Below are 23,121 nucleotides of genomic sequence, written 5' to 3' on the forward strand. Positions count from 1 at the left end.
AATACAAAATTTCCATTTAGCCTCTTCGCTGAGTAACACATTATGAAAAACGCCTATTTCTCCACTGCGATAGGGCTGTACCTTAATTACCTTGTACACGGCATGGGGGTTATTCTGATAAGCCTCAACATGTCCTCGCTTGAACAACAGTGGCAAACCGATGCAGCAGGTGTGTCAATTGTCATCTCATCTCTCGGCATCGGTCGATTAAGCGTCTTATTACTGGCGGGCTTACTTTCCGATCGCTATGGCCGTAGACCATTCGTCATTTTCGGCATGCTCTGCTATCTGCTCTTCTTTTTTGGCATTATCAATACTCACAGTATTTTCATAGCCTACGCATTTGGCTTTTTGGCGGGTATGTCTAACAGTTTTCTTGATGCCGGGACCTATCCCAGCCTGATGGAGGCGTTTCCCCGCACCCCTGGCACCGCCAATATTTTGATTAAAGCTTTTGTGTCCGGCGGGCAGTTTCTGTTACCGATGGTCATTAGTGTACTGGTGTGGGCTGAGCTTTGGTTTGGCTGGTCATTCCTGTTCGCTGCGGGGATTATGATTGTCAACGGCATGTTTTTATTTCGCTGCCAATTCCCGGCACATCCCGGGCCTAAACCTTTCGTCAGGACATCACCTCCCGCACAGGAAGGCCCTCTACCTAAACATCGGTGTTCCATTATCGACCTGGTCAGCTACACCCTGTATGGCTACATTGCTATGGCGACATTTTACCTGATCAGCCAGTGGCTGGCTCAGTATGGTCAGTTCGTCGCCGGAATGCCGTACACCTCGGCGATTAAGCTGTTGAGTATCTACACCTGCGGTTCGCTACTGTGCGTGCTGATCACCGCGCCGCTTGCGAGGAAACCAGACCGCGCGACACCGCTGTTGATGCTTTACACGTTAATTTCATTTATTGCCCTGCTGACGGTTTGTCTGCACCCCACCCCTTACGTGGTGGTCGTATTTGCGTTTGTTATCGGGTTTTCTTCCGCCGGCGGCGTCGTACAAATTGGCTTAACGTTAATGGCGGCCCGTTTTCCGCATGCAAAAGGAAAAGCAACCGGCATTTATTACAGCGCGGGCAGCATTGCTACCTTCACGATCCCACTGATCACGGCAAAGCTTTCGCAAACCAGCATTGCCCACATCATGTGGTTTGATACCGGTATAGCCGCCATTGGTTTCGTGCTGGCGCTGTTTATTGGCTATCGCAGCCGTGTTGAGTCCAGATATCAGTTAAAAATGGCATCGCTGGTGGAATAGCACCACTGCAATATTGTTCATACCTGCTGCAAAATAATTGGGTTAATTTTTAAAACATCAGTAAAACAACGGCAGTAAGAATTGGGTTTCACAAATTAGCATGCAATATACCTGGTAACTAAAACGCCATGCTATGTGGGTGAAATGACACCCTCTCGGTATATTAATAACATGAACGCCGTCATTTAAATCATAGCGACGACAATATAATAATTTTAACATCCGCAAGGAGTTGTGAAAAATGTCTCAACACAAGGCCTTTAATACGCCATTTCTTCTGGCGATAACCTGTATTTATTTAAGCTACTTTTTACACGGCATTAGTGTCATTACGCTGGCGCAAAACATGACATCCCTGGCAGAAAAATTCTCAACAGATAATGCAGGCATTGCCTATTTGATTTCGGGAATTGGCCTTGGGCGACTGGTCAGCATTCTATTTTTTGGCGTTCTCTCAGATAAATTTGGTCGTCGGGCCATCATCCTGTTGGGCGCTATTCTGTATATGTTCTTCTTCTTCGGTATTCCTGCCAGCCCAAATTTAATGATTGCATTTATTCTGGCTGTTTGTGTCGGCGTGGCAAACTCAGCCCTCGATACAGGCGGCTATCCGGCGTTAATGGAATGTTTTCCCAAAGCATCAGGTTCAGCCGTTATTCTGGTGAAAGCCATGGTGTCATTTGGACAGATGATCTACCCCATCATCGTCAGTACCCTGCTGCTTAATCATATCTGGTACGGCTATGCGGTTATTATCCCCGGCGTATTGTTCGTCCTGATTACCCTAATGCTATTAAAAAGCCGCTTCCCGAGTCAGATAGTGGATGCGGGCGTCGCGAAAGATTTGCCGCAAATGAACAGCAAGCCACTGGTCTGGCTGGAGGGAGTGGCATCCGTGATGTTTGGGGTTGCCGCATTTTCAACGTTTTATGTCATCGTGGTCTGGATGCCCAAATACGCCATGGCGTTTGCCGGTATGGCGGAAGCCGACGCGCTGAAAACTATCTCCTACTACAGTATGGGGTCGCTGGTCTGCGTCTTTATTTTTGCTGCGCTACTGAAGAAAATGGTTCGTCCTATCTGGGCCAACGTTTTTAACGCGGGTCTGGCAACCATTACGGCGGCGGTTATCTATCTGTACCCCTCACCGCTGGTGTGTAATGCAGGCTCATTTCTCATCGGATTCTCTGCGGCAGGCGGTATTTTACAGCTCGGTGTTTCCGTGATGTCAGAGTTTTTCCCCAAGAGCAAAGCCAAAGTCACCAGTGTTTATATGATGATGGGAGGTGTCGCCAACTTTATTATCCCACTGATCACCGGATACCTTTCTAACATTGGTCTGCAATACATTATTTTGCTGGACCTCGCATTTGCTCTGCTGGCATTTATCACTGCCATTATCGTCTTTGTCCGTTACTACCGCGTATTCAATATTCCCCAAAACGATGTGCGCCTGGGCGAACGTTATTTTCAATAAACAGTTTAATAGGAGTTTCAAATGGACGTAACTGCAAAATATGAACTGATCGGTCTGATGGCCTATCCTATCAGGCACAGTCTGTCGCCCGAAATGCAGAATAAAGCATTAGAAAAAGCAGGATTACCGTTTACCTACATGGCATTTGAAGTTGATAATTCAACGTTTGCCAATGCGATTGCCGGGTTGAAAGCATTAAAAATGCGCGGTACTGGGGTATCTATGCCCAACAAGCAGCTGGCATGTGAGTATGTTGATGAATTAACCCCCGCCGCCAAACTGGTGGGCGCGATCAATACCATCGTCAATGATGACGGCTACCTTCGTGGCTACAACACGGACGGTACCGGACATATTCGCGCAATTAAAGAAAGCGGCTTCGATATTAAAGGTAAAACCATGGTACTGTTGGGCGCAGGTGGCGCATCTACGGCTATCGGTGCGCAAGCGGCAATTGAAGGTATAAAAGAGATTAAACTCTTTAACCGTAAAGATGAGTTTTTCGCAAAAGCGGTTGAGTTCGCCAAACGCGTGAATGAAAACACTGACTGCGTGGTGACCGTTATCGATCTCGCTGACCAGCGGGCGTTTGCAGAAGCGTTGGCCAGTGCGGATATTTTGACTAATGGCACTAAAGTCGGCATGAAGCCACTGGAAAATGAATCCATCGTCACCGACGTCTCTTTGCTACGTCCGGATCTGTTGGTAACCGAATGCGTCTATAACCCGCATATGACCAAATTGCTGCAACAGGCACAACTTGCAGGTTGCAAAACGATTGACGGTTACGGCATGTTGTTATGGCAAGGAGCTGAGCAGTTCAAGCTCTGGACAGGAAAAGATTTCCCGCTGGAGTACGTTAAACAGGTTATGGGGTTTGCAGCCTGACGGGCAAGTATCAGTAAATATTTAAAGGGTAATCAATGAAAACCGTAACCGTAAGAAACCTCGTTATTGGCGAGGGTGCGCCGAAGATCATTGTCTCGCTGATGGGTAAAGACATCTCAACGGTAAAAAGCGAAGCGCTGGCCTATCGTGAAGCAGACTTCGACATTCTGGAGTGGCGCGTTGACCATTTTGCGGATGTTTCATCAATTGACGCCGTACTGGAAGCCGCTCGCGCAATCCGCGATGTGATGACCGACAAACCGCTGTTATTTACCTTCCGCAGCGCGAAAGAAGGTGGCGAACAGGCGCTGTCTGTAGAAGAGTACCTTGCGCTTAACCGTGCGGCAGTAGACAGCGGTCTGGTGGATATGATCGATCTGGAACTTTTCACCGGCGATGAGCAGGTTAAAGCAACCGTCGAACACGCGCATGCGAAAAATGTCTTTGTGATTATGTCTAATCATGATTTCCATAAAACACCGGCGGCAGAAGAGATTATTCAGCGTCTGCGCAAAATGCAGGAACTTGGCGCAGATATTCCTAAAATTGCGCTGATGCCGCAAAGTAAAACGGATGTTCTGACGTTACTCAGCGCCACGCTGGAGATGCAGGAACGCTACGCCGATCGCCCGGTGATTACTATGTCAATGGCCAAAACTGGCGTTATTTCACGTCTGGCAGGTGAAGTCTTTGGCTCAGCTGCAACCTTTGGCGCAGTAAAAAAAGCTTCAGCCCCGGGGCAGATCTCCGTTACCGATCTGCGTACCGTACTGACAATATTACATCAGGCTTAATAACAAAATATTTCCACGATACACAAAATCATTCAAGTTGCATCAAGGCAGTAAATAAGCGAATCCCGATGAGCTTACTTAAGGTAAGTGATTCGGGTGGGAGCGTGCAGCCAACGCAGAAGCAGCTTGCAGGATCACGGGTATAAATATAAATAACTCGCTGGCTCAGATATCCGTTTAACAGCGTATATCTGGCAATCAGCTAAGCATTATTAAAGTGAATACTATTTTATCGAATATATCGATAGGTATTCGCACACATATAATCTGGAGTTTATATGAAACTTAAAAGACCTGAACGTATTCAAGGTCGTGTACCGGTATTATCGGCAGCGGACGCAGTGAATTATATTCCTGATGAAGCGACACTTTGCGTATTAGGTGCAGGTGGTGGTATTCTTGAAGCCACCAAATTAATTACTGCATTGGCTGATAAATATAAAAACAACCAGTCCCCGCGTAATTTATCACTGATCAGTCCGACAGGATTAGGAGATCGGGCCGACCGGGGGATTAGCCCGCTGGCGCAGGAAGGTTTAGTTAAATGGGCGCTTTGCGGGCATTGGGGACAATCACCACGGATCTCCGATTTAGCCGAACAGAACAAAATCGCTGCGTACAACTACCCACAGGGGGTATTAACTCAAACGCTACGCGCCTGCGCGGCCCACCAGCCAGGTATTTTAAGCGATATCGGCCTTGGCACATTTGTTGACCCTCGCCAACAGGGTGGCAAGCTGAATGAAGTGACCACTGAAGATTTAATTAAACTGGTGGAGATCGATAACAAAGAGTACCTCTACTATAAGGCCATCGCGCCAAATATCGCCTTTATTCGCGCGACTACCTGTGACAGCGAAGGCTACGCCACCTTTGAAGATGAAGTGATGTATCTCGATGCGCTGGTCATTGCCCAGGCCGTTCACAACAACGGTGGCATCGTCATGATGCAGGTGCAAAAGATGGTTAAGAAAGCCACCCTGCATCCTAAAGCGGTTCGTATTCCGGGCTATCTGGTGGACATTGTGGTGGTTGATCCCGATCAGACTCAGCTGTACGGCGGTGCGCCAGTTAACCGCTTTATTTCAGGTGATTTTGTCCTTGATGACAGCCACCAGACCGCCCTGCCACTCAACCAGCGTAAGCTTGTTGCCAGACGCGCTCTCTTCGAAATGCGCAAAGGCGCTGTCGGTAACGTTGGTGTAGGTATTGCCGATGGTATTGGCCTTGTCGCTCGCGAAGAAGGATGTGCCGACGACTTTATTCTGACGGTCGAAACCGGCCCGGTTGGTGGCATTACCTCTCAAGGCATTGCCTTTGGTGCTAACGTTAATACCCGTGCCATTATGGATATGACCTCCCAGTTTGATTTCTACCACGGTGGCGGACTGGATGTGTGCTATTTAAGTTTTGCTGAGGTGGATCGGCATGGCAACGTTGGCGTACATAAATTTAATGGCAAGATTATGGGCACTGGCGGTTTTATCGATATTAGCGCCACCTCGAAGAAAATTATTTTCTGCGGCACATTAACCGCCGGCAGTCTGAAAACAGAAGTGACCGATGGTAAATTAAATATCGTGCAGGAAGGTCGGGTGAAGAAATTCGTTAATGAATTACCCGAAATAACTTTCAGCGGAAAAATTGCCCTCGAACGCGGACTTGATGTGCGTTATATCACTGAACGCGCCGTGTTTACGTTAAAAGAAGACGGCCTCCATTTAGTTGAGATTGCACCAGGAGTCTCTCTGCAAGAAGATATTCTGGACAAAATGGATTTCACACCCGTTATTTCTCCGAACCTGAAACTGATGGACGAAAGATTATTTATTGATTCTTCGATGGGTTTTGTATTGCCCGACGCCGCCAATTAAAAGGAGTACCCAGATGGACTTTTCATTAACTGAAGAACAAGAGCTGCTGCTTGCCAGTATTCGGGATCTGATTACCAGTAATTTCCCGGAAGAGTATTTCCGTACCTGCGATCAGACCGCCACCTACCCCAGAGAATTTATGCGTGCCCTTGCGGATAACGGTATTTCGATGCTGGGTGTACCGGAAGAGTTTGGCGGTATACCGGCTGACTATGTCACACAGATGCTGGCTCTGATGGAAGTGTCAAAATGTGGAGCTCCCGCATTTTTAATTACCAACGGTCAGTGCATTCACAGCATGCGTCGTTTTGGTTCAGCCGAGCAACTGCGTAAAACAGCAGAAAGCACAATGGAAACGGGCGATCCAGCGTATGCGTTGGCATTGACCGAACCTGGCGCCGGGTCCGACAACAACAGTGCCACGACCAGCTATACGCGTAAAAATGGCAAGGTGTACCTGAACGGACAAAAAACGTTCATTACCGGAGCCAAAGAGTATCCATACATGCTGGTACTGGCGCGTGATCCGGAGCCTAAAGATCCGAAGAAAGCCTTTACGCTGTGGTGGGTTGACTCCAGTAAACCCGGCATCAAGATTAACCCGTTACACAAAATCGGCTGGCACATGTTAAGTACCTGCGAAGTCTATCTCGACGATGTCGAAGTTGACGAAAGCGACATGGTCGGTGAAGAAGGCATGGGCTTCCTCAACGTGATGTATAACTTTGAAATGGAACGGTTGATCAACGCTGCGCGCAGCACCGGTTTTGCGGAGTGTGCCTTCGAAGACGCAGCACGTTACGCCAACCAGCGCATTGCATTCGGCAAGCCCATTGGGCATAACCAGATGATCCAGGAGAAACTGGCACTCATGGCGGTTAAAATCGAGAACATGCGCAATATGGTATTGAAAGTCGCCTGGCAGGCCGACCAGGAGCAATCGCTGCGTACCAGCGCAGCACTGGCAAAACTCTACTGTGCTCGCACTGCGATGGAAGTGATCGACGACGCAATTCAGATTATGGGTGGTCTGGGTTATACCGATGAAGCGCGCGTTTCCCGATTCTGGCGAGACGTACGTTGCGAACGTATTGGTGGCGGCACCGATGAGATCATGATTTACGTAGCTGGTCGTCAGATCCTGAAAGATTATCAAAACAAATAAGTGATGGTGGCAACCCGGATAGCGTATAAATGCTATCCGGGCTTATGCCAGGGATCAGACTTCCGGTAGCAGGCATTCCTGCTCAATCAGATTGTTTTTAAACTGCTTACGATAGTCGCTGGGTGAACACCCCACATGCCGTTGAAAGAGTTTGGCAAAATGATCGACATTTTCATATCCCACCCGCCACGAAATCTCACCTAACGAAGCCTCAGTATTTGTCAGGGAGAATTTCGCCTCTGTCATCCGTCGCTGAATAACATAGTTAATCGGTGAAATACGATACTCTTTGGTAAATTCATGGCAGATATAACTGACGCTGGCACGAAATTTTTTGGACAACTGATCCAGCGTTATTTTTTCGCGGAAATTGTTATTTAAATAAACCAGTACATCTTTAATTAAGATATCTTTTTTAATATACCCTTGCTCCGAACGATAAGCATTTTTAAAGTTTTCATAAAATAAAACGGTTAAGGCATAAGCGAAAGCATCATAAGCCGCGGAGGTCAGATTATTTTTGCTCTGCGGGAGCATGATGCTAAGTTCATTAAAGATACTTTTAATGACCTCCTTTCCTTGCCCGGCGCTGATGACCGGACATGAATGCCCTTGCAATAGCTGATTCTCCTGCCAGCCTTCAAAACGGAAGCCGTACAATGCACAGGTATAAGTGGTCGCAGGCGAGCTGCTGTCAGAGGCGACAGCATGGAGCCGCCCTTGTTCTATCACGACAATATCGCCGGCATGCGCGACATACAGTGAAGAATCAATAATTAATCTGGCGACCCCTTTTTTGACATAAATGAGCTCTGTTTCATTGTCATGAACATGGTGGCCAGACTCCCAGTTAGGATCATCACTAATGACGAAGCGTGAAAATCTGGGCGTTTTCCCCTGCTCAAAAAGGGTTTCCATCGCATTATCAAAACATCGTTGATACATGACAACCTCCACCTTAAGACAGTAATTTTAGGAACATTTAATAATGACAAATTAAAGCGATGAGCCATGTTATACAATGATAATCCATACTAGCGAAACAAAATTATTTGTGCCAACTGCAAGATGATACTCCCGATTGGAGTGAATTATCCCCACTATTTATTTGCATTTTAAATTTATTGAAAAGGATAAATGTTATTTCTTTAGAGGCAATAATTTACATAACGGAAACAAATATCGCTCAATAGTGAATAAAAACATGATTCACTTCGCAAAGATCTCCTACAGTTTGCCTGCTCCAATTATTTCTTCCACAATCCGTTTTCCTTCCATTCTGATCAACGTTGCACTCTGATCTCATTTTTTTTTGCAAGATTGTTAGGAATGAAAACAGATTGCCCCGTCGAAAACACATTACATCTACCGCACACTATTTTCAGTCAAATTTTACCTACTGCCGATGATGACGCACTCCGTCATCATCCGAACGTGACCCACTGGAGATACCATGAAAATAATAACCTGCTTTAAGTTGGTACCTGAAGAACAGGACATTGTTGTTACCCAGGAGCGCTCGCTTAACTTTGACCGGGCCGAAGCCAAAATCAGCCAGTTTGATTTGAACGCGATGGAAGCCGCTGCACAACTAACCGCTGAGGGTGATGAGATCGTCGCCTTAACGGTCGGAGGTTCATTGTTACAGAACTCTAAAGTGCGGAAAGACGTGTTGTCCCGCGGTCCGGATAGTCTGTTTCTGGTACAGGATGCGCAACTGGAACATTCACTGCCCAGAGACACTGCTCAGGCCCTGGCCTGCGCCGCGAAAAGTATTGGATTTGACCTGATGATATTTGGTGAAGGATCAGGCGATCTCTACGCGCAGCAGGTGGGCTTGCTGGTGGGAGAATTGCTACAACTTCCCATTATTAACGCAGTAAGCAGCATTCAACGTAACGGCGGCCATGTTCTGGTTGAGCGCGCGCTTGAAGATGAAATTGAAGTCATCGACCTCCCCCTTCCCGCCGTGCTTTGCGTCACGTCAGATATCAATACACCGCGTATTCCTTCGATGAAAGCCATTCTTGGCGCGGGTAAAAAACCCGTTACGCAGTGGCAGGCCAGTGATATTGGCTGGACACCAACGCCACCATTAGCAGAGCTGGTTGAGATCGTGGTTCCGCCGCAAGCCGAGCGCAAGCGCATCATTCTGGAAAACGACTCGCCAGAAGCCATTGCCGAACTGGCTGAGCATCTGAAAAAAGCCCTGAACTAAACCCAACGGAGAGAGATTATCATGAGTAAATTAGCCAACGTCTGGGTGTTCAGCGATAACATAGAACGCTATGCAGAGTTAATGACCGGAGCTCGCCAATGGGGTGAGCAGGTGCACATCATTGTGCAAGGTAGCGAACAGGCAAGCAGGGCTAAGCGGCTGGGTGCCGATGAAATAATCGTCCTCGAACAAATCTCCCCCTTGCAGCGTATTGAAAACTATGCGGAGACCCTCGTCGCCCTGATAAAAGAGCACTCTGGCCTGTTGCTGATGCCTGCCACCAAACGCGCCAAGGCCCTCGGTGCGCGTCTGAGTATTCAACTCAATGCAGCGATGGTGAACGATGCCACATCGGTAAGTCTTGATGCCGGGGCACTTTTCGCTGAGCACCGCATGTATGGCGGTCTCGCATTCGGCAAAGAAAAACTCAACAGTGCTCTGGCGATTATCACAATCGCCGCCGGAGTGCTGGAGCCGGTAGAAGAGAATCAGGAAAACAGCTGTCCGGTTACTTCCGCAACGTATATCACTCCGCACCATGAAGTTATCTGCCAGGAGCGTCGCACCAAACCACTTAGCAGTGTTGATCTCAGTAAAGCCAAACGCGTCGTGGGTGTTGGTCGTGGCCTGGTTGCACAGGACGACTTACAAATGGTGCATAACCTGGCTGCTGTACTGGGCGCTGAGGTGGGATGCTCACGACCGATTGCTGAAGGTGAAAACTGGATGGAGCGCGAACGCTATATTGGCGTTTCAGGCGTATTGCTGAAATCTGATCTTTACCTGACGCTGGGCATCTCAGGGCAAATTCAACATATGGTCGGCGGAAACGGTGCGAAAATTATCGTCGCCATCAACAAAGACAAAAAAGCCCCCATCTTTAATTACGCCGATTACGGTCTGGTGGGCGATATCTACAAAGTTGTTCCAGCCCTTATCGAACAGCTAAGCCGCTAACCCCCTATTTAACGCACAGATCCCGCCGCCCTCGCGGCGGGAAGGGAGCATAAAGCATGTCAGATGAAAAATTTGATGCCATTGTGGTCGGTGCTGGCGTGGCCGGTGCGGTAGCAGGCTATGTGATGGCAAGTGCAGGACTGGACGTGTTGGTTATTGAGCGTGGAAACAGCGCTGGCAGTAAAAATATGACCGGTGGCCGGCTCTACGCACATAGCCTTGAAAGCATCATGCCTGGATTCGCTCAGCAAGCGCCCATCGAACGTAAAGTGACCCGCGAAAAAATCTCATTCCTGACCGAAGAAAGTGCCGTGACCCTGGACTTTCACCGTGAAAAAACCGATGCCCCAGCGCAGGAGTCGTATACCGTTTTGCGCAACCGTCTTGATCCCTGGCTGATGGAAAAAGCCGAACAAGCAGGCGCGCAGTTCATTCCTGGCGTTCGCGTCGATGCGCTGATCCGCGAGGGCAATAAAGTTACCGGTGTACAGGCTGGTGACGATATCCTCGAAGCCAATATTGTCATCCTTGCCGACGGTGTTAATTCCATGCTGGGCCGCTCACTGGGCTTAGTCCCCGCCTCCTCAGCACATCATTATGCCGTCGGTGTAAAAGAACTGATCGGCTTGTCTCCCTCTGTTATTGCAGATCGTTTCAATCTTTCGGGCAATGAAGGTGCGGCCTGGCTGTTTGCCGGCTCGCCATCTAACGGACTCATGGGCGGTGGTTTTCTGTATACCAACCATGACTCTGTTTCTCTGGGGCTGGTGTGCGGCCTGGGGGACATAGACCACGCCACAAAAAGTATTCCGCAAATGCTGGAAGATTTTAAGCAGCATCCCACTATTCGCCCGCTGATTGAAGGCGGTGAATTGCGGGAATACTCGGCACATATGGTGCCTGAAGGTGGTCTGGCAATGGTGCCCAGACTGTTCGATGATGGCGTGATGATCGTCGGCGATGCCGCCGGTTTCTGTCTGAATTTGGGGTATACGGTACGCGGCATGGATTTAGCCATTGCTTCTGCGGAGGCGGCAGCTAAAACAGCGATTGCCGCGAAAGAACGGCAAGATTACTCCGCCAACAGCCTGATGGACTACAAGCACGCTCTCGAACAGAGTTGCGTAATGCGCGATTTACAGCATTTTCGCAAGATCCCGGCGCTGATGGAAAACCCGCGTCTGTTTACCCAATACCCACGCATGGTGGCAGATATCATGAGCGATATGTTCACCGTTGACGGACGTCCGAATCAACCGGTTCGCAAGATATTTATGTCCCATGCAAAACAGATTGGGTTAATGAACTTACTCAAAGACGGCATTAAGGGAGCAACAGCGCTATGAGTCAGGACAATTCCGTTAACGTTGACGTCAAACTGGGCGTCAACAAATTCAATGTCGATGAAGGCCATCCGCATATTATTCTGACCGATCATCCTGACGTTAATGAATTTCGCAAATTACTGAAAGCCTGCCCCGCCGGACTGTATAAGCAGGACGAAAGCGGAAATATTCATTTTGATTCTGCAGGGTGTCTGGAGTGTGGGACTTGTCGGGTACTTTGCGGTGAAACAATCCTCGAACAATGGGAATACCCGGCAGGGACATTTGGTGTGGAGTTTCGCTACGGCTAACGGATTTTGCATTTTACAGGCCGGATCGGATGCTACTGCCGTCCGGCAAGAAGTATGCCGAAAATAATCCAGGGACAAACAATGAAAGTCACGCTAAAGTTTAATGCCGAGCGTAGAAAAACATACCGACAGCAGGGATTTTGGGGGGATGCCTCACTCGGCGACTACTGGCACCAAACTGCTCAGGCCGTGCCGGACAAAATCGCTGTAGTCGATAATCAGGGCGATTCATATACCTATGCCGCACTCGACAGTGCAGCCAACAGCCTGGCATCCTGGTTTTTATCCTGCGGGATCCAACCTGGCGATCGTATTGCTTTTCAACTGCCGGGCTGGTGCGAATTTACTCTTATTTATCTGGCCTGTCTGAAAACGGGGGCCGTTTCCGTTCCTCTGTTACCCGCCTGGCGCGAGGCAGAACTGGTGTGGGTACTGAACAAATGTAAAGCGAAGATCTTTTTCGCGCCGACCCTGTTTAAGCAGACCCGACCGGTCGATCTGATCCTGCCCCTACAAAATCAGTTACCGCATCTGCAACAGATTGTCGCCGTAGATAAACTGGCCCCTGCAACGGCATCATTGGCGCTCAGTCAGCTACTTACGACCCCACCGTTAACCAAAGCGATTAGCGTTCATGCCGACGAACTGGCCGCAGTGCTTTTTACCTCCGGTACTGAAGGGATGCCGAAAGGCGTGATGCTGACCCATAACAACATCCTTGCCAGCGAGCGCGCTTACTGCGCCCGCCTCAACCTCAACTGGCAGGATGTGTTTTTAATGCCTGCTCCGCTTGGGCACGCCACCGGTTTTCTGCATGGCGTAACAGCGCCGTTTTTAATTGGTGCGCGCAGCGTGCTGCTGGATATTTTTACCCCAACAGCCTGCCTCGAACTGTTGCAGCAACAGCGTTGTACCTGCGTACTCGGCGCAACGCCCTTCGTCTATGACATCCTGTGCTGTGTCGAAAAGCAACCTTACGATCTCTCATCACTGCGCTTCTTCTTATGCGGTGGCACAACTATTCCAAGAAAAATTGCCCGCGACTGTCAGCAGCTCGGCATCAAACTGTTAAGCGTCTATGGCTCGACGGAAAGTTCACCGCATGCAGTAGTAAACCTTGATGACTCACTTTCTCGCATGATGAATACCGACGGCTACGCCGCCGCTGGCGTCGAAATAAAAGTGGTCGATGAAGCGCGAAAAACGCTGCCACCAGGCACAGAAGGTGAAGAAGCTTCGCGCGGGCCCAACGTCTTTATGGGCTACCTTGATGAGCCAGAAATGACTGCCAGAGCGCTGGATAGCGACGGTTGGTACTACAGTGGTGATTTGTGCCGAATGGACGACGCGGGATACATAAAAATTACCGGACGTAAGAAAGATATTATCGTGCGAGGTGGCGAGAATATCAGTAGTCGTGAGGTTGAAGACATTCTATTGCAGCATCCGCGCATACATGATGCCTGTGTTGTTGCCATGCCAGACGATCGATTAGGGGAAAGGTCGTGCGCCTACGTAGTGCTCAAGTCCCCGCATCACTCGCTTTCGCTGGAATCTGTGGTGGCTTTTTTTAGTCGTAAACGGGTGGCAAAGTACAAATATCCGGAACATCTTGTGGTGATCGAAAAATTACCCAGAACGGCGTCCGGTAAAATTCAGAAGTTCTTGTTACGTCAGGATATTATTCAGCGCCTGCAGGCTGAATGTGTTGAGGTATGAGTGTGGCAGAGATGACAGGATGGCGACGCGAACGCCGCCATCCTGGTTGATATTACTTTTTCAGTTCAGCCAGACTCAGCCATGTCTGTACAACGGTATCCGGGTTCAACGACAGGCTGTCGATCCCCTCTTCCATCAGCCAGGCAGCGAAGTCTTCGTGGTCAGATGGACCCTGACCGCAAATACCAACGTATTTACCCTGTTTCTTGGCAGCGCGAATCGCCATCGACAGCAGTGCTTTCACCGCGTCGTTACGCTCATCAAACAGCTCAGAAACAACGCCAGAGTCACGGTCCAGACCCAACGCCAGCTGCGTCATGTCGTTAGAGCCAATAGAGAAGCCGTCGAAGTGCTCAAGGAACTGCTCAGCCAGCAAGGCGTTGGATGGGATCTCACACATCATGATGATCTTCAGCCCGTTCTCGCCACGTTTCAGCCCCTGGCGCGCCAGCTCATCCACCACCGCTTTTGCCTGGGCCACAGTTCGTACGAACGGTACCATCACTTCAACGTTCGTCAGTCCCATTTCGTTGCGCACGCGTTTCACCGCGTCACATTCGAGGGCAAAACAGTCGCGGAAGCTATCTGAAACATAACGACCCGCGCCACGGAAGCCCAACATCGGGTTCTCTTCATGCGGTTCATAACGCTCGCCGCCGACCAGGTTGGCGTATTCGTTGGACTTAAAGTCCGACATACGGACAATGACACGTTTTGGATAAAACGCCGCACCCAAGGTCGCGATCCCTTCGGTCAGACGACCAACATAGAATTCGCGAGGGGAGTCGAACCCTTTCATCATTGAACGGATTTCTTTTTGCAGCTCAGGCGTCTGATCATCAAATTCCAGCAGTGCGCGAGGATGCACGCCAATCATGCGGTTGATGATAAATTCCAGACGCGCCAGTCCAACGCCTTCGTTCGGCAGACAGGCGAAATCGAAAGCCCGGTCCGGGTTGCCGACGTTCATCATCACCTTCAACGGCAGATCCGGCATGGTCTCCACGCTGGAACTTTTCACGCTGAAGTCGAGCATGTCAGCATACACATAGCCGGTATCGCCTTCGGCGCAGGAGACAGTCACCTTCTCGCCATCTTTCATGCGCTCGGTAGCATCACCACAACCTACGACAGCCGGGATCCCCAGCTCGCGTGCGATGATCGCCGCGTGACAGGTACGACCGCCGCGGTTGGTGACAATCGCTGCCGCTTTTTTCATGATCGGCTCCCAGTCTGGGTCGGTCATGTCGGTGACTAGTACGTCGCCTGGGTCAATGCGGTTCATTTCGCTGATGTCGTGAATCACCTTCACCGGACCCGCGCCAATGCGATGACCGATAGCACGGCCTTCAGCAATGATTTTACCCTGAGCATGCAGCGTATAACGCTCCATCACCTGGCCGCGAGAACGTACGGTTTCCGGACGAGCCTGCACAATGAACAGCTTGCCGGTGTGACCATCTTTAGCCCATTCGATGTCCATAGGACGACCGTAGTGCTTCTCGATCTGTACCGCCTGCTTCGCCAGTTCCTGCACTTCCTCGTTCGTCAGCGAGAAAATATCACGTTGATCTTGCGGAACATCTTCAATCGTAACCTGTTTACCGTGTTCCTGCGTCGGCGCATAAATCATGCGGATTTTTTTCGAACCCATCGTGCGACGCACAATTGCCGGGCGGTTAGCGGCCAGCGTCGGTTTGTGCACGTAGAATTCATCAGGGTTGACAGCGCCCTGCACGACCATTTCTCCCAGGCCCCAGGCTGAGGTGATAAACACCACCTGGTCGAAACCGGATTCGGTATCAATGGAGAACATCACGCCGGAAGACGCAAGGTCAGAGCGCACCATACGCTGGACACCCGCAGAGAGCGCCACCCCACGGTGGTCATAACCCTGGTGAACACGGTAGGAGATCGCCCGGTCGTTAAACAGCGAAGCAAATACGTGTTTTATTGCCACCAGCACCGCATCAAAACCCTGGACGTTGAGGAAAGTTTCCTGCTGACCGGCAAATGAAGCATCTGGCATATCTTCTGCGGTTGCAGAAGAACGCACGGCAAAAGAGGCATTAGCATCATCCGCGGAAAGCTGCGCGTAGGCATCGCGGACGGCATTTTCCAGCTCAGGCTGGAAAGGAGTGTCGATAATCCACTGGCGGATCTGCGCACCGGCTTTCGCAAGCGCGGTAACATCGTCAATATCCGTTTTATCCAGCAGCTCATAAATGCGCTGGTTTACACCGCTCTGGTCCAGAAACTGGTTAAACGCATCGGCGGTCGTTGCAAAACCATTCGGTACGGAAACACCCATACCGGAAAGGTTAGTAATCATTTCACCCAGGGAGGCATTTTTGCCCCCAACTCTGTCTACATCATTCATGCCGAGTTGGTTATACCAAAGCACCAGCGGTGACGAGCCATTGTTGGACATCGAACAATCCTTATATATGAACGAGGTTAGGAAACTCAATTTTGCGTAATTATCTTTGCATATTTACTTCAGCGAAAAAAACGGTGAATCGTTCAAGCAACTTTATTTTTTATTTTTTAAGATTGTTTACGCATTTGCGCAAACCCGCGAGCGGCACGGGATCACCACAAAAACTGTCGGTATAAACATTTGTTCCGAAAAATGAAATGTACTTTTCATTAAATATAAAAATACCGTTTCATTTTATAAAATAAGTATCGTTATATTCGCTTCTGGCGAATTTTAATTTATGCTTTCAGAGAATTATGTCAGCCCCCAGGATGAGCAAAATGGATAATGCTGTTGATCGTCATGTATTTTATATTTCTGATGGTACGGCCATCACCGCAGAGGTATTAGGCCACGCGGTAATGTCGCAGTTTCCAGTTACGATCAGCAGTATCACGCTGCCGTTTGTGGAAAATGAGAGTCGGGCCCGCGCGGTAAAAGACCAGATAGACGCCATTTATCAACAAACTGGCGTGCGCCCTCTGGTGTTTTACTCCATCGTGTTGCCGGAAATCCGCTCTATTATTTTGCAAAGTGAAGGGTTCTGCCAGGATATCGTGCAGGCACTGGTCGCTCCCCTGCAACATGAGATGAAGCTCGACCCCACTCCGATTGCCCATCGCACGCACGGTCTTAATCCGGGTAATCTCATCAAGTACGACGCACGCATCGCGGCGATTGATTATACGCTCGCTCATGACGACGGTATTTCGTTGCGCAACCTCGATCAGGCTCAGGTGATCCTGCTCGGCGTTTCCCGCTGCGGTAAAACCCCTACCAGCCTGTATCTGGCGATGCAGTTTGGGATCCGGGCGGCCAACTACCCCTTTATTGCCGATGATATGGATAATCTCGTGCTACCGGCATCACTGAAACCGTTACAGCATAAATTATTTGGCCTGACGATCGACCCTGAACGCCTGACGGCGATCCGTGAAGAGCGCCGGGAAAATAGCCGTTACGCATCACTGCGCCAGTGCCGGATGGAGGTGGCAGAAGTAGAAGCGCTGTACCGGAAGAATCAGATCCCGTGGTTAAACAGTACTAATTATTCGGTAGAAGAAATTGCCACTAAGATCCTCGATATTATGGGGCTGAATCGCCGAATGTACTAGAACGCTAGTGCATTGGTTCAATTTTTTGTTATTATGCTCGCCAGTAGGCAGGATGAGTGTGTTATTGTGATGTACATCACTTCCCGGTAGTCCTGCCGTTGAAGCAACAAATTTCTGAGACAAGTAATGAACAGAACCGATGAACTCCGTACTGCGCGTATTGACAACCTGGTCACTCCAGCAGAGCTTGCGCAGCGGCATCCTGTTTCGTCCTCCGTCGCCCGTCATGTGACGGATTCCCGACGCCGGATAGAAAAAATATTGAATGGTGAAGATCCCCGTTTACTGGTGATCGTTGGGCCCTGCTCGATTCACGATCTTGACGCAGCTATGGAGTACGCCACTCGTTTACAGACGTTGCGTACCAGGCACCAGGCGCGTCTGGAAATCGTGATGCGTACCTATTTTGAAAAGCCGCGCACCGTTGTTGGCTGGAAAGGCTTAATTTCTGACCCGGATTTAAACGGCAGCTACCGCGTCAACCACGGTATTGAGCTGGCGCGTAAATTACTGCTGCAGGTTAACGAGCTTGGGGTGCCAACGGCAACGGAATTCCTCGATATGGTTACCGGCCAGTTTATTGCCGATTTAATCAGTTGGGGGGCCATTGGCGCGCGTACAACTGAAAGCCAGATCCACCGAGAGATGGCCTCTGCGCTCTCCTGTCCGGTAGGGTTTAAAAACGGGACGGATGGTAATACACGTATTGCCGTCGATGCTATTCGCGCTTCCCGAGCCAGTCATATGTTCCTCTCTCCGGATAAAACCGGGCAGATGACCATCTATCAGACCAGCGGTAACCCGTATGGACATATCATCATGCGCGGAGGTAAAAAGCCGAATTACTCTGCAGCTGATATCGCCGCCGCCTGTGATACCCTGCATGAGTTCTCCTTACCGGAGCATCTGGTAGTCGATTTTAGTCACGGCAATTGCCAGAAGCAGCACCGTCGTCAGTTAGAGGTTTGCGATGATGTTTGTCAGCAAATTCGCAATGGCTCGACGGCTATCGCCGGGATTATGGCGGAAAGTTTCTTGCGTGAAGGCACGCAAAAAATCGTCAGTGGTCAACCGCTGGTCTACGGTCAGTCGATCACCGACCCATGTCTGAACTGGGAAGATACTGAACTGCTGGTCGAAAAACTCGCCTCTGCCGTTGATAGTCGTTTCTGACCTTTTCACCGGGTGGAATAACTTCGCCCGGTGACAATCCCTTGTTTTTCCCTTCATTTTTGCTCAAAAATTATTCTCGTCACAATTTTTTCACAAAAAGGCTTGCCGCAAAATTTTAGTTTGTTGATAATGATTATCATTGTTACATTGATTGTTATTTTTAAACACTATGTCACGTATGGATAACACCACGGCAACACCCGTAAAAGACAATACACCACCCTCTCCCGTTCAAACTGAGCGTCGAATTGACAGCAAAAGTCTGCTCGGAAACGAGGGGCGGGTGATTATCGAGCATGACGGACAGCATTACCTGCTGAGACAAACGCATGCCGGAAAACTGATTCTGACTAAATAAACAACACATTTCGCCAGCCACCCAGGTGATCCCCAGGCAGCCAGCGCTTTTCGATTTCCTAATGGAGAGTTGCTATGCCATACCTGCACACCGCGGCTTTGCGCCCATCACTTTTGGCGCTGGCGATCATGAGTCATCTGTCCGCAACCGCTTATGCCGCGACTGATGATATTACCGTTACCGCCACCGGCAATGCCCGTAGCGCCTTTGAAGCGCCGATGATGGTCAGCGTCATCGACGCCAGCGCACCGGAAAACCAAACCGCCAGCTCGGCTGCCGATCTGTTACGTAAAGTACCTGGTCTGACTCTGGACGGTACGGGGCGCACTAATGGACAGGACGTTAATCTGCGCGGTTACGACCGACGCGGCGTTCTGGTCCTGGTTGATGGTGTACGTCAGGGTACCGATACCGGGCACCTGAATAGCACCTTCCTCGACCCTGCTCTCATCAAACGAATTGAAGTGGTTCGCGGCCCGTCTGCTCTGCTGTATGGCAGCGGTGCGCTGGGTGGCGTGATCGCGTACGAAACCGCAGATGCTAAAGATCTGCTGGAAGTCGGCAAAAACAGCGGCTACCGCGTATTTGGTACCGCAGCAACGGGCGATCACAGCCTCGGAATGGGAGCCAGCGCATATGGTCGCAGCGATACGCTGGACGGACTGCTCGCCTGGTCCAGCCGTGACCGTGGTGATTTGCGTCAGAGCAACGGAACCACCGCGCCGAACGACGAAACGATTAACAATATGTTGGCAAAAGGCAGTTGGAAACTTGACAGCGCCCAGACACTGGCAGGTTCGCTACGTTATTACAACAATGATGCGCAGGAACCTAAAAATCCACAGGCCAGTGATGCGGATAGCAGCAGTAATCCTATGACCGATCGTTCGACTATCCAGCGTGATGCCCAACTGACGTATACCCTCGCACCAGCGGATAATGACTGGCTGAATGCTGATGCTCGCATTTACTGGTCTGAAGCACGCATTAACGCGCAGAACCCCGATGCAACCAACGAGTTTCGCAAACAAACGACCAAAGGCGGGAAAATTGATAACCGCAGTCGCCTGTTTACCGATTCCCCTGGCTCTCATCTGTTGACCTATGGCGGTGAGTATTATCGCCAGGAGCAACGTCCAGGTGGCTCGACCACAGGTTTCCCGCAGGCAAAAATTGATTTCAGCTCCGGCTGGCTACAGGACGAGATCACCTTGCGAGACCTGCCGATAACGATACTGGGTGGCACTCGTTATGACTCTTACCGCGGCAGCAGTGAGGGTTATGCGGATGTTGATGCAGATAAATGGTCCTCTCGCGCGGGAATGACCGTTACGCCTGCTGACTGGTTGATGCTGTTTGGCTCCTGGGCGCAAGCCTTCCGCGCACCGACTATGGGTGAGATGTATAACGATGCGAAACACTTCTCCATCGGTCGGTTTTACACCAACTACTGGGTGCCAAACCCTAACCTGCGCCCGGAAACCAACGAAACCCAGGAGTATGGTTTTGGCCTGCGCTTTGATGATCTGATGCTGGCGAACGACGCCCTCGAATTTAAAGCCAGCTATTTTGATACCAAAGCAAAAGATTACATCTCCACCAGCGTCGATTTTGCCGCTGCGACAACGATGTCCTACAACGTACCCAACGCCAAAATTTGGGGCTGGGACGTCATGACGAAATACACCACCGACCTGTTCAGTCTGGATCTGGCCTATAACCGTACGCGCGGCAAAGATACTGACACCGGTGAATACATTTCCAGCATTAACCCGGACACGGTCACCAGCAAACTAAACATTCCTGTAGCACACAGCGGCTTCTCAGTCGGCTGGCTCGGTACCTTTGCCGATCGCTCCACTCATATCAGCAGTAGCTACACTAAACAACCAGGCTATGCGGTAAATGACTTCTATGTGAGCTATCAGGGCCAACAGGCACTGAAAGGCGTGACCACTACGCTGGTTCTGGGTAACGCCTTCGACAAAGAATACTGGTCTCCGCAGGGCATTCCGCAGGATGGTCGTAACGGCAAAATTTTCGTGAGTTATCAGTGGTAATCACCCTGCCCCGGCTCGCCGGGGCAGCAATCTGGAAGGAAGAGGCAATGAATCATTACACACGCTGGCTGGAACTGAAAAAAGAAAATCCTGGAAAATATGCGCGTGACATCGCGGGTCTGATGAACATCAGTGAAGCTGAGCTGACCTTTGCACGCGTCGGTCATGACGCATGGCGTTTACGTGGCGAAGTACGCGAGATCCTGGGCGCACTGGAAGCCGTAGGGGAAACTAAATGTATATGCCGTAACGAATACGCCGTTCATGAGCAAGTTGGCGCATTCACCAATCAGCACCTTAATGGACATGCCGGACTGGTGCTGAATCCCCGCGCCCTCGACCTGCGGTTGTTTCTGAACCAGTGGGCAAGTGCGTTTCATATCAGCGAAGCGACCGCCCGCGGAGAGCGCCAGAGCATTCAATTTTTTGATAATCAGGGTGATGCGCTGTTAAAAGTCTACACCACGGAGAATACCGACGTCGCGGAATGGGGCTCGCTGCTGACCCGCTTCATCTTCGCCGAAAACCCGCCGCTGGAGTTGCAATCCATTGAGAATGCTGCCCCTGCCGCGGTTACCGTAGACGCTGAAACCGTTGATAAAGAGTGGCGCGCCATGACCGATGTGCATCAGTTCTTCGGCTTGTTGAAACGTCACAACCTTACGCGTCAACAGGCATTTAGCCTGGTGGGCGACGATCTGGCCTGTAAAGTCACCAATGGGGCACTGGCACAACTGCTGGAAACAGCACGTCAGGATGGTAACGAAATTATGGTATTTGTTGGCAACCGCGGCTGCGTGCAGATTTTTACCGGTGTTGTAGAAAAACTGGTGCCAATGAAAGGCTGGCTGAATATTTTCAATCCAACCTTTACCCTGCATCTGCTGGAAGAGACCATTGCAGAAACCTGGGTAACGCGCAAACCCACTGCGGATGGCCACGTGACCAGTCTGGAACTGTTTGCCGCAGACGGGACGCAAATCGCTCAGCTCTATGGTCAGCGTACAGAAGGCGAACCAGAGCAGAAGCAATGGCGTGCGCAAATTGACGCATTAACGCCAAAAGGGCTGGCCGCATGAAAAAACTGCTCGTCCTGATTGCACTCCTGCCTGCGGCGGCGCTGGCTACACCCGAGGAAAAAATAGTTTCTCTTGGCGGTGATGTCACTGAGATTGTGTATGCGCTGGGTGCACAGTCATCCCTCGTTGCACGAGACAGCACCAGCCAATGGCCTGAAGAAGTAACCGCATTACCTGATGTGGGTTATTTACGCCAACTCAACGCCGAAGGGATCCTTGCAACTCGCCCAACGCTGGTCCTTGCCAGCGCGCAGGCACAGCCGTCTCTGGTGCTTAAACAGGTCGGGCAAAGCAAAGTCCGTGTTGTCACGGTGCCTGCAAGTAACGAACTGAGCGTGATTGATGAGAAAGTTCAGGTAATTGCGCAGGCTACACATCGCGAGTCACAAGGCGAAGCGCTGCGTCAAACCTTGCGTCAGGAACTGGCGATGCTGCCATCATCGACACTCAATAAACGCGTACTGTTCATTCTCAATCACGGTGGGATGACCGCGATGGCCGCCGGGCAACAAACCGGAGCTGACGCTGCCGACGATACGCCGTGCGTAACTCCTCGTCGTGGCCGTGTAGATGGTATGGAAGCACACGGTAACAGCCAAATCGTTCGTGCTTACGTTCCACTTGCTGAAATGTTCGGTTACGCAACAGTTCTTCGTTCTGCATCTCAAGGACGTGGTACATTCATGATGGTATTTGACCACTACGAAGATGTACCTAAGTCAGTACAAGAAGAAATCATTAAGAAAAACAAAGGTGAAGGCTAATCAGTCCTCGCTCTAGAAGGAAGTCACTTAGTGGCTTCCTTTTGTCTTTAGAAAATACCTCTAAATATGGTAAAATAGTAGGAGAATAATGTGAGGAAAATG

19 protein-coding genes are annotated in these 23,121 nt (G+C 50.2%); 17 read left to right on the top strand and 2 right to left on the bottom strand.

Features of this window, described 5'->3' with window-relative positions; translation table 11 throughout:
- Positions 1–42: 42 nt before the first annotated feature.
- From OH663_RS23710 to OH663_RS23735, 6 genes are all read left to right on the top strand, one after another.
- Positions 43–1,263, top strand: coding sequence for an MFS transporter (locus OH663_RS23710; RefSeq protein ID WP_200011680.1), 1,221 nt, complete (start codon positions 43–45; stop codon positions 1,261–1,263).
- 241 nt (positions 1,264–1,504) lie between these two features.
- On the top strand, positions 1,505–2,740 hold the full coding sequence (locus tag OH663_RS23715; protein WP_048221580.1) for an MFS transporter: 1,236 nt from the start codon (positions 1,505–1,507) through the stop codon (positions 2,738–2,740).
- Between the two features lie 21 nt (positions 2,741–2,761).
- Complete coding sequence (gene ydiB, locus OH663_RS23720; protein WP_200011675.1) at positions 2,762–3,628, top strand: quinate/shikimate dehydrogenase; 867 nt, start codon at positions 2,762–2,764, stop codon at positions 3,626–3,628.
- 35 nt (positions 3,629–3,663) lie between these two features.
- Positions 3,664–4,422, top strand: coding sequence for a type I 3-dehydroquinate dehydratase (aroD, locus tag OH663_RS23725; RefSeq protein WP_045442184.1), 759 nt, complete (start codon positions 3,664–3,666; stop codon positions 4,420–4,422).
- Positions 4,423–4,700: 278 nt separating this feature from the next.
- Complete coding sequence (locus OH663_RS23730) at positions 4,701–6,296, top strand: acyl CoA:acetate/3-ketoacid CoA transferase (RefSeq protein ID WP_045442181.1); 1,596 nt, start codon at positions 4,701–4,703, stop codon at positions 6,294–6,296.
- A 13-nt stretch (positions 6,297–6,309) separates the two neighbouring features.
- Positions 6,310–7,461 (top strand): acyl-CoA dehydrogenase, encoded by a 1,152-nt coding sequence (locus OH663_RS23735; RefSeq protein ID WP_045442178.1) that lies wholly within the window; start codon positions 6,310–6,312, stop codon positions 7,459–7,461.
- 54 nt (positions 7,462–7,515) lie between these two features.
- Here the strand turns inward: OH663_RS23735 and OH663_RS23740 are convergent, their stop codons facing one another.
- Positions 7,516–8,406 carry an AraC family transcriptional regulator gene (locus OH663_RS23740; RefSeq protein ID WP_045442176.1) on the bottom strand — a complete coding sequence of 297 codons (891 nt, stop codon included), beginning with the start codon at positions 8,404–8,406 and terminating at the stop codon, positions 7,516–7,518.
- Positions 8,407–8,914: 508 nt separating this feature from the next.
- Here OH663_RS23740 and OH663_RS23745 point away from each other — a divergent pair.
- The 5 genes from OH663_RS23745 (at position 8,915) to fadK (ending at position 13,991) form a co-directional block, all read left to right on the top strand.
- Entirely contained in the window at positions 8,915–9,679 is a 765-nt protein-coding gene (locus tag OH663_RS23745; protein WP_045442173.1) for an electron transfer flavoprotein, read from the top strand.
- Positions 9,680–9,700: 21 nt separating this feature from the next.
- Entirely contained in the window at positions 9,701–10,636 is a 936-nt protein-coding gene (locus OH663_RS23750) for an electron transfer flavoprotein subunit alpha (protein WP_200011662.1), read from the top strand.
- A gap of 56 nt (positions 10,637–10,692) precedes the next feature.
- Positions 10,693–11,982, top strand: coding sequence for an FAD-dependent oxidoreductase (locus OH663_RS23755; protein ID WP_045442169.1), 1,290 nt, complete (start codon positions 10,693–10,695; stop codon positions 11,980–11,982).
- Positions 11,979–12,272 (top strand): ferredoxin family protein, encoded by a 294-nt coding sequence (locus tag OH663_RS23760; protein ID WP_200011659.1) that lies wholly within the window; start codon positions 11,979–11,981, stop codon positions 12,270–12,272. The genes OH663_RS23755 and OH663_RS23760 overlap by 4 nt, the downstream gene beginning before the upstream one ends.
- An 81-nt stretch (positions 12,273–12,353) precedes the next feature.
- Positions 12,354–13,991, top strand: coding sequence for a medium-chain fatty-acid--CoA ligase (gene fadK, locus OH663_RS23765; RefSeq protein ID WP_200011657.1), 1,638 nt, complete (start codon positions 12,354–12,356; stop codon positions 13,989–13,991).
- 52 nt (positions 13,992–14,043) lie between these two features.
- On the opposite strand, the gene ppsA is transcribed toward fadK, so the two are convergent.
- Positions 14,044–16,422, bottom strand: coding sequence for a phosphoenolpyruvate synthase (gene ppsA, locus OH663_RS23770; protein ID WP_045442162.1), 2,379 nt, complete (start codon positions 16,420–16,422; stop codon positions 14,044–14,046).
- A gap of 329 nt (positions 16,423–16,751) precedes the next feature.
- On the opposite strand from ppsA, the gene ppsR reads away from it, so the two are divergent.
- From ppsR to OH663_RS23800, 6 genes are all read left to right on the top strand, one after another.
- The gene (gene ppsR, locus OH663_RS23775) at positions 16,752–17,585 is read left to right on the top strand and encodes a posphoenolpyruvate synthetase regulatory kinase/phosphorylase PpsR (RefSeq protein WP_045442159.1); all 834 of its coding nucleotides are present in this window, start codon (positions 16,752–16,754) and stop codon (positions 17,583–17,585) included.
- Positions 17,586–17,711: 126 nt separating this feature from the next.
- Positions 17,712–18,758 carry a 3-deoxy-7-phosphoheptulonate synthase AroH gene (aroH, locus tag OH663_RS23780; protein ID WP_045442157.1) on the top strand — a complete coding sequence of 349 codons (1,047 nt, stop codon included), beginning with the start codon at positions 17,712–17,714 and terminating at the stop codon, positions 18,756–18,758.
- Positions 18,759–18,927: 169 nt separating this feature from the next.
- A complete protein-coding gene (gene hemP, locus OH663_RS23785) occupies positions 18,928–19,116 on the top strand; it encodes a hemin uptake protein HemP (protein ID WP_071828921.1) in 189 nt (62 codons plus the stop codon).
- A 74-nt stretch (positions 19,117–19,190) separates the two neighbouring features.
- Positions 19,191–21,176, top strand: a complete 1,986-nt coding sequence (locus tag OH663_RS23790; RefSeq protein ID WP_045442155.1) for a TonB-dependent hemoglobin/transferrin/lactoferrin family receptor — start codon at positions 19,191–19,193, stop codon at positions 21,174–21,176.
- Positions 21,177–21,223: 47 nt separating this feature from the next.
- On the top strand, positions 21,224–22,255 hold the full coding sequence (gene chuS, locus OH663_RS23795) for a hematinate-forming heme oxygenase ChuS (protein ID WP_045442153.1): 1,032 nt from the start codon (positions 21,224–21,226) through the stop codon (positions 22,253–22,255).
- Positions 22,252–23,019, top strand: a complete 768-nt coding sequence (locus tag OH663_RS23800) for an ABC transporter substrate-binding protein (protein WP_263525883.1) — start codon at positions 22,252–22,254, stop codon at positions 23,017–23,019. The genes chuS and OH663_RS23800 overlap by 4 nt, the downstream gene beginning before the upstream one ends.
- Positions 23,020–23,121 lie beyond the last annotated feature (102 nt).

The sequence above is a fragment of the Citrobacter sp. Marseille-Q5395 genome (assembly GCF_947057495.1).
Taxonomy (GTDB): domain Bacteria; phylum Pseudomonadota; class Gammaproteobacteria; order Enterobacterales; family Enterobacteriaceae; genus Citrobacter; species Citrobacter murliniae.